Source organism: Kitasatospora sp. NPDC059160 (assembly GCF_042755465.1).
Lineage (GTDB): Bacteria > Actinomycetota > Actinomycetes > Streptomycetales > Streptomycetaceae > Kitasatospora.
Genome location: NZ_JBHZCN010000005.1, coordinates 1 through 12,771, shown reverse-complemented (window position 1 = coordinate 12,771; position 12,771 = coordinate 1). Strand labels below are relative to the sequence as shown.

The 12,771-nt window shown below is 73.8% G+C and carries 9 protein-coding genes; 6 read left to right on the top strand and 3 right to left on the bottom strand.

Going from position 1 to position 12,771, the window contains the following annotated elements; all coding sequences use genetic code 11:
- Nucleotides 1-197: 197 nt before the first annotated feature.
- Complete coding sequence (locus tag ACFXOZ_RS03150; RefSeq protein WP_380586898.1) at nucleotides 198-1,535, bottom strand: acyl-CoA dehydrogenase family protein; 1,338 nt, start codon at nucleotides 1,533-1,535, stop codon at nucleotides 198-200.
- A gap of 602 nt (nucleotides 1,536-2,137) precedes the next feature.
- Here ACFXOZ_RS03150 and ACFXOZ_RS03145 point away from each other — a divergent pair.
- From ACFXOZ_RS03145 to ACFXOZ_RS03135, 3 genes are all read left to right on the top strand, one after another.
- Nucleotides 2,138-3,214 (top strand): GAF domain-containing protein, encoded by a 1,077-nt coding sequence (locus ACFXOZ_RS03145; protein WP_380395852.1) that lies wholly within the window; start codon nucleotides 2,138-2,140, stop codon nucleotides 3,212-3,214.
- Between the two features lie 352 nt (nucleotides 3,215-3,566).
- Entirely contained in the window at nucleotides 3,567-5,156 is a 1,590-nt protein-coding gene (locus ACFXOZ_RS03140; RefSeq protein ID WP_380587081.1) for a lipase maturation factor family protein, read from the top strand.
- Nucleotides 5,157-5,360: 204 nt separating this feature from the next.
- Nucleotides 5,361-7,478 carry a hypothetical protein gene (locus ACFXOZ_RS03135; RefSeq protein ID WP_380586895.1) on the top strand — a complete coding sequence of 706 codons (2,118 nt, stop codon included), beginning with the start codon at nucleotides 5,361-5,363 and terminating at the stop codon, nucleotides 7,476-7,478.
- Nucleotides 7,479-7,569: 91 nt separating this feature from the next.
- Here ACFXOZ_RS03135 and ACFXOZ_RS03130 read toward each other — a convergent pair whose 3' ends face one another.
- Both ACFXOZ_RS03130 and ACFXOZ_RS03125 read right to left on the bottom strand, forming a co-directional pair.
- Nucleotides 7,570-8,613, bottom strand: a complete 1,044-nt coding sequence (locus tag ACFXOZ_RS03130; RefSeq protein WP_380586892.1) for a transglycosylase SLT domain-containing protein — start codon at nucleotides 8,611-8,613, stop codon at nucleotides 7,570-7,572.
- A gap of 57 nt (nucleotides 8,614-8,670) precedes the next feature.
- Nucleotides 8,671-9,423: a helical backbone metal receptor gene (locus tag ACFXOZ_RS03125; protein WP_380587078.1), complete on the bottom strand. Its 753-nt coding sequence runs from the start codon at nucleotides 9,421-9,423 to the stop codon at nucleotides 8,671-8,673.
- A gap of 210 nt (nucleotides 9,424-9,633) precedes the next feature.
- Here ACFXOZ_RS03125 and ACFXOZ_RS03120 point away from each other — a divergent pair, with 210 nt between their 5' ends.
- From ACFXOZ_RS03120 to ACFXOZ_RS03110, 3 genes are all read left to right on the top strand, one after another.
- Entirely contained in the window at nucleotides 9,634-10,728 is a 1,095-nt protein-coding gene (locus ACFXOZ_RS03120) for an ABC transporter substrate-binding protein (protein WP_380586889.1), read from the top strand.
- 132 nt (nucleotides 10,729-10,860) lie between these two features.
- Nucleotides 10,861-11,895, top strand: coding sequence for a FecCD family ABC transporter permease (locus tag ACFXOZ_RS03115; RefSeq protein ID WP_380532389.1), 1,035 nt, complete (start codon nucleotides 10,861-10,863; stop codon nucleotides 11,893-11,895).
- Nucleotides 11,892-12,771: ABC transporter ATP-binding protein (locus ACFXOZ_RS03110; protein ID WP_380586886.1), on the top strand; the 880-nt coding region annotated here is incomplete at its 3' end. The genes ACFXOZ_RS03115 and ACFXOZ_RS03110, both read left to right, overlap by 4 nt.

Genomic DNA, 12,771 nt, shown 5'->3' with positions numbered 1-12,771 from the left:
CGGGGACGGCTCCTCGGGAGGTCGGTGGGCCTCTCGGGGAGCCGTCAGGAGCAGGTCAAATCGTCGTCATACCGAAAGTTCGCCACCATCCGGGCGGCGGCTGCGGATCCGGCGCTCCCGCCGCGCGGCTCGGTCCTCCGCGCGGCTCGGTCCTCCGCGTGGCTCGGTCCTCCGTGCGGATCACCCCGCCGCGCGGCTCACCCCGCCGCGGAGAGCGGCACCACGCGAGCGCTCCGGACGCCCCGGACCCCGCGCGGGCTGTACCCGTACAGCTCCTCCGCCGGGGAGACCCCGGCGGCGCGGGCGGCCCCGGAGGCCCCGGACTCCAGCGCGTTGAGCTCGGTCCACGCCCAGCTCGCCAGGTCGGCCAGCTCGGCCGACCACTGCTTGCCGTAGGTGCCCGTCGCGACCTGTCCGAGCCGCAGCTTCTGCACGTCCGAGGTGCCGGCCGGGGCGTAGATGTGGGTGGCGTCCCGCAGGTAGCGGATGATGTTGTGCTCCTCCTGGGTGCCGCGCGCCGCGAAGATCTCCATCGCCTGACGTGCCGAGTCCATCGCGTTCTCGGTGTTGATCAGCTTGGCGTTCATCAGCTCGGCGTCGCAGGCCTTGCCGTTGTCGAGCAGGTGCGAGGCGTGGTAAGCGGCCAACTTGGCCGTCATCAGCCGGGACTGCATCTCGCCGAGCTTGAGGGCGATGCTGTTCAGCTGGTTGATCGGCTTGCCGTAGAGCACCCGCTCCTCGGCGTAGCGCACCGTGTCCTCCACCACGGCGACGTGGATGCCGAGCGCGACGGCGCCCAGGTTCAGCCGGCCGTACAGGGTGGAGGAGGAGTAGGCGACGTCGAGGCCCTGCCCCTCCTCGGCGAGCCGGTTGCCGACCGGGACGCGGCAGTCCTCGAAGACGAGCTCGCCGAAGCTGAACCCGTGCAGGCCGCCCTGGGTGCCGACGGTGCCGGTGCGGAAGCCGGGCCGGTCGCTCTCGACCAGGAAGGCGGACAGCCCCTTGCTGCCCCGGCCGGTACGGAAGACCACGCCGTGGACGTCGCCGATGTGCGAGTTGCCGACGAACACCTTGCGGCCGTTCAGCACGTACTCGTCACCCTCGCGACGCGCGGTGCCGCCCATGCCGAGCACATGGCCGCCGGACTCCGGCTCGGTGACCGCGATCGTCGGCAGGCACTCCCCGGAGGCGAACTTCGGCAACCACGACCGGCGTTGGGCGTCCGAACCGAAGTGGATGACCTTGGCGACGCCGAGCTGGGAGGCCTGTGCCATCGCGCCCATCGCACCGCTGACCCGCGCCAGCTCCTCGACGATCACGGTCTTGGCGAGGTGTCCCAGGCCCAGGCCGCCGAACTCGCGCGGGATCGTGACGCCGATCCAGCCGCGGCGGGCGATCTCCCGCGAGAGCTCGAACTCGATCTCCCGGTCGGCCTCCATCCGGGCCACCTGAGGACGCACCTCCTTCTCCGCGAACTCACGCACCTCGGCCCGGAGGCTCTCGTGTCGTTCGTCGGTGAAGTAGTCCATCGCCATGCTTGGTCCTCTCATTCCGGTGGGTGTCGTGCCTCCCGTTCATGCCGTAGATGCCGCTCCGGCCGCTCCCCCTGAGGGTTCGGGTGGGGGTGTGGAGGTGTGGCGGTGCCGATCGCTTCCAAGCCATCGGTGCATGCGGACCTGGGGTCCGTCTTCGAACTCCCGTCTGCGGGCCGACGCCGGGGCACGCACCTCGCCGCGTTGTCGTCGGTCGCCAATGCGCTGCATTGGGCTCCCTCCTCCGCCTTGCGATGCACGCACCCCAACGCCGCCCCGCCCGCCCTCCGGGCGGACGACGGGAGTTTGAAGACGGACCCTAGGGGCGGCGCTCCCGTGGGGCCCGGGGAACTACCGTCCGTGTCTTCGGCAGGGCTCATTGTCATATGGGCACATGGGATCCACACATAGTGGATCTTGGAATGGCGGGATTCGGCCCGTCCGCTTCGGGGCGGGTTTTGCCAGGGGGTCGGGAGGGGATTGACCTTCCCCCCTCGGCCGGAGCGCCCGTGGTCGCTCACATGCTGCTTTGACTGTCCATCAGCAACGTCGGTGGCCGGTACCGGTAGCACCGCGGCGCCCGGATGTCTGATTACATGTGCGCCATGACTGATGTGATGAGCACTCAAGGCCAGTTCCCGAGTGCTGCCGGGGAATCCGAGCGGACCCGCAGGCTGCGCAGCCTGGGTCTCAACGAACCCTCCGCGGACGAGGCCTTCGACCGCTTCGCCCACCTGGCAGCCAGCATCACCCGCGCTCCCATCGCGATGGTCAACTTCATCAACGACGAGCGCCAGATGTTCCGGGGGCTCTACATTCCGCCAAATTCCTCCGACCTGGCGGCCGAAGAAGGCGCGTCCTGGGCGGATCGGGGCATCGCCTTCGACCTCCCCACCCGACAGATGCCGATGAGTCACGGTTTCTGCCCGCACGTGGTCGCCCAGCGCTCACCCCTCGCACTGGACGACATCCTCGCCTACCCCCGGTTCGCCGGTAACCCGGTCGTGGACGAACTCGGCGTCCGGGCCTACCTCGGCGCCCCGCTCGTGGACGACACCAACACCGTCATCGGCACCGTCTGCGTCCTCGACCGGGAACCCCGGCAGTGGGGACGCGAGCGGCTGCGCGACATCCAGCACCTCGCCGAGGCGCTGCTCTCCGAGATCCGGCTGCGCGACAACCTGCTCGCCCAGCAGCAGGAGATGTTCGCCGCCTTCGACGGCTCCCCGTTCCCCATCATGCTGACCGACGGCCCCGGCCAGGAGATCCGCTACGCCAACGCCCAGCACGCCGACACCTTCGGCGCCCCGGTGGCGTACGGCTCGATCGGCACCGCCTACCCCCAGCTCGGCGCGGCCGGCCTCCAGCAGGCCGTCGCGGAGGCCTTCCACACCGGACGGGCCACCGTCCTCAACGACGTCCGGATCCAGTCCGGCCGTCCCGAGGCACAGCGCATCCAGCAGATCTTCAGCTTCACCTGCACCCCGCTGCGGACCGCGCGCACCGGCCAGGTCAACGGCGTCCTCACCGTCGGCATGGACGTCACCGCCCAGTCCCGCACCGAGGAGGAACTCGGCACCCTGGCGGCCCTGCTGGTCGATCGGCTCCAGCAGAACGGCGCGGCCACCGCGACCGGCCGACCGGGCATCGCCGGCGGCACCGGACTCGTCCTGCCGAGCTGAGCGGCCGACCGTCGCTCGTGCGCGGCAGCACGGCGCCCGGGCGCAACCGGCCACCGCACCAACCGAACCACTCGCACCACTCGCACCACTCGTATCGACGGCGCCAACCGCGCCAACCGCGCCAACCGCATCAACCGCACCGCCCATCGCACCACCCGCACTGCCCACCACTGTGGCGGGGCGCCTCTCACCCCCGAGGAGAGGCTCCCCGCCACAGTGCTGTCCCGGCCGGACCCGCTGTCCCGGCCGAGACCGCTGTCCCGGTAGGGCCCGCCGTCCCGGCCGGGCCGCAACCAGCGAGCCGCCGTCCGCCGCCGGTCCGCCGGTGGTAGGCATGGGCCGCATGGACTGGATGAACTGGTTCGCCGCCCCCGACTACTGGCTGAGCCGACTGCTCGTCCAACGCCTGCTCGCCGGCCTCTACCTGATCGGATTCCTCAACGCGGCCGCGCAGTTCCGCGCCCTCATCGGCACCGACGGCATGCTCCCGGTGCCCCGCTTCACCGCCCGGGTCCCGTTCCGCCGCTCGCCCGGCCTCTTCCACCTCCACTACAGCGACCGCTTCTTCACCGCCGTCGCCCTGACCGGCGCCGCACTGGCCGCCGCGGTGGCGGCCGGCCTCGGCGACGTCCTCCCGCTCTGGGCCTCGATCCCGGTGTGGGCGGTGCTCTGGGCCCTCTACCTCTCCATCGTCAACGTCGGGCAGACCTGGTACTCCTTCGGCTGGGAGTCGCTGCTGCTCGAAGCGGGCTCGCTCGCCGCCTTCCTCGGCAACGCCGACACCGCCCCGCCCACCCCCGTGCTCTGGCTGATGCGCTGGCTGGTCTTCCGGGTCGAGTTCGGCGCCGGGCTGATCAAGCTGCGCGGGGACAGCTGCTGGCGCGACCTGACCTGCCTGCGCTACCACCACGAGACCCAGCCCATGCCCGGACCGCTCAGCTGGTTCTTCCACCACCTGCCCGACCCGCTGCACCGGGTCGAGGTGGCGGCCAACCACGTCGTCCAACTCCTCGTCCCGATCGGCCTGCTGCTCCCGCAGCCCGTCGCGAGCTACGCCGCCTGCGCCGTGATCGCCACCCAGCTGTGGCTGATCGCCTCCGGCAACTTCGCCTGGCTCAACTGGCTGACCGTCGTGCTCACGCTCGCCGCCGTCGAACCGGCCCGCCTCGGCCTGCCCGTCCGCGCCCACACCGTCCCCGACGCCCCCGTCTGGTACCAGGCGGTGGTCATGGCGGTCACCGCCGCCGTCCTCGTGCTCAGCTACTGGCCGGTGCGCAACCTGCTCTCCCGGGGCCAGGTGATGAACCGCTCCTTCAACCGGCTGCACCTCGTCAACACCTACGGCGCCTTCGGCAGCGTCAACCGCCTGCGCCGGGAGGTCGTCGTCGAGGGCACCGACGAGGCCGTCGTCACCCCGCACACCGTCTGGCGCGAGTACGGCTTCAAGGGCAAACCCGGCGACGTGCGCCGCCTCCCGCGCCAGTACGCCCCCTACCACCTGCGCCTGGACTGGCTGATGTGGTTCGCCGGCATCTCGCCCGCCTACGCCCGGCCCTGGTTCCTGCCCTTCGTCGCCCGCCTGCTGGCCGGCGACCGGGCGACACTGCGGCTGCTGCGCCACAACCCCTTCCCCGACGCCCCGCCGACCCACGTCCGGTCGACCCTCCACCTCTACCGGTTCACCGGATGGCGCGAACTGCGCGAAACCGGCGCCTGGTGGCACCGCACCGCGCTCCACGCCTACCTCGCGCCGGTCGACCTGGCCGCCCTCGGCCGGGCCGGCCACCACCCGCCGCCCACCCGGCCCGGCCGCGGCCTGCGCACCGTCCCGCTCGACCGGCTCCGACGGTCCGCTCCACCCGAGCCGGGCCCGCCCCGGACGGAGCACCCCGGCCACCCGTCCGGACCAGCACCGGGCCACCCGGGTGGCCCTCCCGAGTAGCGGCCAGGCGGGCGGTACGGCATACGACACCAGTCCGTCCGGCGGTGGGTGCGTGCAAGGCTCGAACGGGCACCCGTATTCTGGGCCTCCACAACCGGCGGTCCGACCCGCACGCCCCCCGGTCCCGCCCCAGGGGCCCCGTGCACCCGGGCCGCCGCCCCCTCGCCGTCAGCCCCGCCGTCGTCGCCCAGAACCGGACCTCACATGACAGTGCTTCACTCGCGCAACGCCGACGCAGCCGACCCGGCGGACGTCGCCGACGCCGCAGACGTCAAGGACCCCCAGGACGCCGCTGCGGAGCCCGACCTCCGCGAGGACCTCGGCCGCTACGCCGAACTCGGGGCCTTCACGCTCAGCGCCGACACCCACGCCTGGTACGCGGCCGTCGACACCGTCGCCACCCCCGAGGACGCCCGCGCCGCCTCCACCGCGCTCGCCGAACTCCGTGGCAGCGACCTCCAGCAGACCTGGGAAGCCGTCACCGCGATGGCCGCCGAGGTCAAGCTGGACGAGCCCGACACCGTGGCCAAGACCGCGCTGCTGGTCGAGATGCTCCAGCGGGTCCGCCGCACCTCCGCCACCCTCACCGACGCCGCGTACGACGCCGACCTCGTCGCCCTCGCCGCCGCCACCGCGGACAGCACCTGGCGCCGCGAGAACGGCGTCAAGCTGTCCTGGCTGCGCGGCCGCTCGCTGCGCAAGCAGGCCGCCGCCCTCGCCCACGACCGCAAGGTCCGCCGCGAGGACCTGCACGAGGCGCTCACCTCCGCCGAGATCGAGCGCCGCGCGTGGGCCGCCGTCGCCCCCGCCGGCACCCTCCCGCGCGTGCCCGCCGACGGCAGCCTGGTCGAGCGCACCGCCCAGGCCTTCGAGCCGATCAACACCGGCCTGCGCGGCCTCGCCCGACTGCTGCCCGAGCACGACCTCGACGGGCTCGCCTTCGCGGAACTGGCCGACCTGGTCGAACGCCTCGCCGCCGACGAGGGCACCCTCTACCGCCTGCCCACCATCCGCGGCCTGCGCGCCACCCTGGAGGAGGCCGGCCTCGCCGACCTGCTCGCCGAACTCACCGCTGCCAAGGCCGACCGCCGCGCCGCCGAGGCCGCGTACGCGGCGCGGCAGGCGCTCGCGGGCGGGCAGCGGGACGGGCTGGCGGGGTCGTCGGCCGCGGAGCCGGTCGTCGCGGAGCCGGTCGTTGCGGAGCCGGCTGCCGAGGAGCTGGACACCGGGGAGACGGACACCGAGCTGCCCGAGGCCGAGGTTGAGGCCCAGGTCGAGGCCGAGGCCGACCCCTCGGCGGAGGCCGTGGACGAGTTCCAGGCCGAGGCGGACGTCGAGGCCGAGTCGGCTGCGGTGGAGGAGGAGAAGGAGGAGGCTCCGGTCGCCGTGGTTTCCCTCCCGGCGCCCTCCCCGGCCGCTGACGACCTGGTGGCCGCCGCCACCGCCGCCCTGGCCGAGGCCGCAACGGCGGACGAGGTCGCGGAGGAAGCGGACGAGACGAAGGCAGAGTCGGTCGAGGTCGAGGAGCCTGCCGCCGAGGTCGAGGTCACTGCCGAGGCCGAGGCCGTCGAGGTCGCGATCGCCGTCGAGCCGGAGGTGATCGCGGAAGCACCCGTCGAGGTCGCCGAGCCCGAGGCCGCTGAGCCTGAGGTCGCCGAGCCCGAGGCCGCTGAGCCTGAGGTCGCCGAGCCCGAGGCCGCTGAGGTCGAGGAGTCGCCGATCGAGGTCGACGCCGTCGAGGAGGCTCCGGCCGTAGCGGAGGAGGAGGCCGAGGCTGTTGCCGAGGCGCCCGCCGTCGAGGTCGCGCCCGAGATCGCCGTCGAGGTCGAGGCCGTCGAGGAGCCCGCTGTCGAGCCGGAGGCCGTGGTCGAGGCCCCTGCCGTCGAGGTCGTTGAGGTCGTCGAGCCGGTGGCCGAGGTCGAGGTCGTTGAGGAGGCTCCGGTCGTAGGTGCCGAGGCCCCTGCCGTCGGGGCCGTCGCCGAGGTCGAGCCCGAGGTCGTCGCCGAGGTGGCCCCTGAGGTCGAGGCCGTGGTCGAGGCGGAGCCCGAGCCCGAACCGGCCGTCGAGGTCGAGCCCGAGCCCGAGCCCGTCGCCGAGGCGGCCACCGGCCGTCCCGCGAAGCCGGACTTCACCCCCGGCCGCCCCGTGACCGCCTACTCGGCGGACGAACTGCTCGCCGTCGTCCGCTGGATCGACGCTGACGGCACCGGGCGGAGCGACGAGGAGCTGCTCCGTGCGGCCATGAAGGAGCTGGGCTTCGCCCGCCTCGGCCCCCGGATCAAGGAGGCGCTGGGCGCCGCCGTCACCGCCGCGCGCGGCTGACGTCCGGGCGGCAGCCGGACACGCAGGGCCCGGGACGCGATCGCGTCCCGGGCCCTGTGCCGTGTCTGCCGGTCCTGCTGCGAAGGGGCGGTCAGCCCGCCTTGTTCCAGGGCTGGCTCGCCATCAGCGCCTTCACGTTGGCGACGTACTTCGGGTTCGGTATGTCGAGGCTGCCGACGACCTCGCCCGAGGTGGGGTCGGTGACGGTGGTGTAGTGCACGTTGCCCGCGCCCGCGTTGTACGCGGAGATGACCAGGTCGAGCAGCGGTGTCTTGCCGGTGGCCGGGTCGGGGGAGAGGTCGTACTTGCCGCCGAAGGAGGAGTCGCCGTAGTAGGCGACCAGCCAGTCGATCAGCTGGGTGCCGAGCTGGACGTTCCCGGTGAGGGTCTTGGGGTCGGAGCTGGTGCCGTACTTGCCGTTCATCCAGCTGACGGTGTTGGGCATGACCTGCATGGTGCCGATCCCGCCGTCGCAGGCGAGGATGCCGGACTGCCAGCCGCTCTCCTGCCAGGCGATCGCCTTGACCAGGTTGACCGGCAGCGGCGGGAGCCTGTCGGTGCCGCCCGAGCTGAGGTTGAGCACCCGGGACTGGCCGGCGGCCGTCGTGAGCGCCGCGGCGACCGCGGGCTTGGCCTCGTCCGGCTGGGGCTTGCTGGGCTGGCAGCCGCTCTGCGCCGGGGGCACGTGGCCGGCGGGCGGCGCGGGCGGTGCCGGGAGGGCGACGGCGCCGGGCTTGGCGGTCGGTACGGGCGCCGGGATGGCGGGCTTCTCGACCGGCGGCTGGGTGGCGGGCGCGCCGGCCGCGGTGCCGCCGCTGCCCTTGGCGTTCCCACTCTGGGCGTTGCCGCTCTGGGTGGTGGGCGAGGCCTTTGCGGCCTTGCTCGGGCCGGCACTCGGGCTGTGCGAGGCGTCGGGGCTCGCAGAGGCGGAGGCGCTCGGCGTCGGGGTGGTGCTCGCGGACGGGCTCGCGCTCGACGTGTCGGTCGGCGCGGCGGAGGCCGCGGTGAGGGTGGTGCCGGATCCGGCGCTCGGGTGCTTGTCACCGCTCTCGGTGCCGCAGCCCGCCAGGACGGCGGTCGACACGGCGACGGCCGACACCAGGACGGTGGCCCGCCGGGTGGTGCGCAACTTCATTGGTGGTCCCCCCACTCGTCGCCGGTGATCCCGTGATCCCGGCGAGTGGCGGTCATCCTATGGTGCGGTCGTCTCCCCCTGGACGAACGGGTGCTCGATCGCCCGCCGGAGGACGGCCGGGGCCTCCGCGAGCGAGGGCCCGTACCAGGTCAGGTGCCGTCCGCCGACCAGCGCGACCGGGATGTCGGGGAAGGCCTCCGGGCCGTCCTCGGCGGTGAAGCGGTACGGCTCGTCCGGCAGCACCACCAGGTCCGGCCGGTCGGCGAGCAGTTCGGGCAGCGGCACGGCCGGGTAGCGCTCGGGGTGCTCGGCGTGGACGAGCCGCAGGCCGAGGCGGCGCAGCAGGTCCCCGGCGAAGGTGTCGCGGCCGAGCACCATCCACGGGCGGCGCCAGATCGGCACGACCGCCCGCGGGCCGCGGTCACCGCTCGGCCGGACGTCCCGCCACGCCTCCTCCGCCTCGTCCAGCCAGGCCGGGCGCGGCAGTCGGCAGGCGACGGTGAGCAGCCGGTCCAGCGAGCGGAAGGCGTCGTCCAGGGTGCGGATGTCGGTGACCCACACTGGAACCCCGGCCGCCCGCAGCGCCTCCAGGTCGGGGCGGCGGTTCTCCTCGTCGTTGGCGATCACGAGGTCCGGGCCGAGCGCGAGGACGCCCGGCACGTCCGGGTTCTTGGTGCCGCCGATCCGGGTGACGGCGAGTTCGGCGGGGTGGCTGCACCAGTCGGTGGCGCCGACCAGCAGGCCGGGCGCGGTGGCGGCGACGGCCTCGGTCAGCGAGGGCACCAGCGAGACCACCCGGCGGGGCGGCAGCGGCCCGAGCCGTACGGGCAGGCCGAGGTCGTCGCGCGGGTCGGTGAGGTCTGCCACCCGGCCACCCTATGCGCGACCACTGGGTACGGGGGCCTCCGGAAGCTCCGGAAGTCCCGGAAGTCCCGGGAACCCGGTGCGGACCCCGCCCGACTACCTGGTCCGGGTCCGCAGCGCGGGCCCTCAGCACGATCACCGACCAGGAGAGTCCTCATGCGCCCTCGCGTCGTCTGCGGTATCGCGGCCGCCGTCGCCCTGTTCGCCACGGCCTGCGGAAGCGGCGGTGGCGGGAACGGTGGCGGTGGCAGCGCCGCCCTCACCGCCCAGGCCACCCCCGCCGGGGCCGCCTACCCCGTCACGGTCGCCGACTGCGCGGGCAAGGAGACGACCATAGCCAAGGCCCCGACGAAGATCGTCACCAGCAACGCGTCGAGCCTGGAGCTGCTGCTCCAACTCGGCGCGGGCGACCGGGTGATCGGCACCGGCTTCCCGCCCGGCAAGGGCACCCTGCCGGCCGCGCTCGCCGAGCAGGGCGCCAAGGTCCCGGTGCTCGGCGACAAGACCATCCCCAAGGAGAAGCTCCTCGACTCCGGCGCCGACCTCTACGTCGACACCTTCGGGGCGATGCCGATGATGGGCGGGGGCGCCACCGGGCCCAGCGAGGCCGAGTACGCCGCGGCCGGCATCCAGCACGTCTACCTGCTCTCCACCGCCTGCGCCGGCACCCCGAAGGCCGCCAAGGCGCCGCGCACCGACCTCGCCGGGATCGAGGAGGACATCCGCCGCCTCGGCGCCGTCACCGGGACCGGCGCCCGGGCCGAGGAACTCGTCACCGGGATGGAGAAGCAGATCGGCGGGGTCCGCACCGCGCTCGCCGCCGTCCCGGAGGACAAGCGGCCGAGCTACTTCGTCTTCGACTTCGACGCCGGGACCAAGCAGCCGGTCGCGGTCTGCGGCCGGCAGGTGGCCAACGCCGTCATTACCCAGGCCGGTGCCCGCAACGTCTTCGCCGACTGCGACGCCGACTTCAAGCCCGGCTCCTGGGAGGACGTGGTGGCCAAGAACCCCGACTGGATCCAGCTCGCCGTGCGCAACCGCGGCAGCGAGCAGGACACCCGCAAGGCCTTCGACGACGCCGAGGCGTTCCTGCGCGGCTTCCCGGCGACCCAGGGCCTCAAGGCCGTCCAAGAGGGGCACTTCGTCCGGCTCGGCTCCGAGGTGACCACCATCGCGGGTGTGCGCAACGCCGACGCCGTCCGGCAGATCGCTGCCACCGTCCACCCCGACCTCGTCAAGAACGGGCAGTAGGCGGTGACTTCGGCCGACCTCGCCGAGGCCCCGGACAACCGGAGCCCGGACAATCGTGGCCCGGACAGCCGGAGCCCGGGCCACGGGAGCCCGGACAGTGAGCGCCCGGACAGCCGGCGCCCGGCCCGCACCCTGCGGGCCGGGCCGCTGGCCGCCGCGCTCGCCGCCGCCCTGGTGCTCGCGCTGACCGCCGCCGTCTCGCTCGGCTCGGTGGACATCCCGCCCGGCGAGGTCTGGTCGGTGGTCGCCCACCACCTCACCGGCCGGGCCCCCGAGCCCGGCACCCGCGACCTCATCGTCTGGCAACTGCGCGTCCCACGCGCCCTGCTGGCGGCCGTGGTGGGCGCCGGACTCGGCCTGGTCGGCACCGCCGTCCAGGCCCTGGTCCGCAACCCGCTCGCCGACCCCTACCTGCTCGGCATCTCCTCCGGAGCCTCCCTCGGAGCGGTCGCCACCCTCGTCCTCGGCACCGCCTTCGGGCTCGAACTCTCCCTCGGCAGCGGGCTCGGCCTCACCGTCTCCCTGGCCGCCTTCGCCGGGGCGCTCGCCGCGTTCTCCCTGGTCTGGCTGATGGCCCGGCGCGGCGGCGGCTTCTCCCCCCTGCGCCTGGTGCTGGCCGGCATCGGCATCGCCCAGTTCCTCGGCGGCATCACCAGCTACCTCGTCCTGCAGACCAGCGACGAACAGCAGACCCGGGGCGTGCTGTTCTGGCTCATGGGCAGCCTCGGCGGCGCCGTCTGGTCCCAACTCGCCGTCCCCGTCGCCGCCGTGGCACTCGGCCTGGCCCTGCTCCAGGCGCGGGCCCGCGGGCTCAACGCGATGCTGATGGGGGACGAGACGGCCGCCGGACTCGGCGTGGACGTCACCCGGCTGCGCCGCGAGGTCTTCGTCGTCACCAGCGTCCTCACCGGAGTGCTGGTCGCCGTCTCCGGGGCGATCGGCTTCGTCGGGCTGATGGTCCCGCACGTCTGCCGACTGCTCGTCGGCGGCGACCACCGGCGCCTGCTGCCGCTGTCCGCCCTCACCGGGGCCGTGCTCCTGGTCGTCGTCGACACCGTGGCCCGCACCGCCCTGGACGGCCAGGAACTGCCGATCGGCGTGGTCACCGCCGTACTCGGCGCCCCCACCCTGCTCTACCTGCTGGACCGACGACTGGAGCGCAGTTGAGGATCGCCGTCGAGGACCTGAGCGTCGCCCTGGCCGGGCGCACCGTGGTGGCCGGAGTCCACCTGGTCGCCGAGGAGGGCGAGATCGCCGGACTGGTCGGGCCCAACGGCAGCGGCAAGTCCAGCCTGCTGCGCACCGTCTACCGGCACCTGCGGCCCAGCGCCGGCCGGGTCCTGCTGGCCGGGCGGGACCTGGCGGAGCTGCGGCCCGCCGAGTCCGCCCGGTACATCGGGGCACTGCCCCAGGAACGCGGCGGGGACTTCGAGTTGAGCGTGCGCGAGGTCGTCGCGATGGGCCGCACCCCGTACAAGCGGGCGTTCGCGGCCGACGACCCAGAGGACCACCGGATCACCGCCGAGGCCCTGCACCGGGTCGGCATGTCCGGGGCCGCGGACCGCCGCTTCGCCCAGCTCTCCGGCGGTGAACGGCAGCGGGTGCTGCTCGCCCGCGCGCTCGCCCAGCAGCCGGACGTCCTGGTGCTGGACGAGCCGACCAACCACCTGGACGTCCGCCACCAGGTCGAACTCCTCGCCCTGCTGCGGGAGCAGCGCCGCACCACCCTGGTCGCGCTGCACGACCTCAACGCCGCCGCCTCGGTCTGCGACCGTCTGCACGTGCTGCACCGCGGCGCCCTGGTGGCCTCCGGGGCGCCGCGCGAGGTGCTGACGGCGGAGCTGCTGGCCGAGGTCTTCGGCGTCCGGGCCGCGGTGGTCGAACACCCGCTGACCGGGGATCCGTTGATCGCCTTCGACCACCGCGCCCCGGCCGGTGCCGACCCGGCGGGGGGTGTCCCCGCCCGGTCAGCCCCCCCCCGGGGCGGCGTGCCCCGGCGGGGCCCGGGGCCGGGCGCGGGGGGTATAAACAAAAACCAACCCC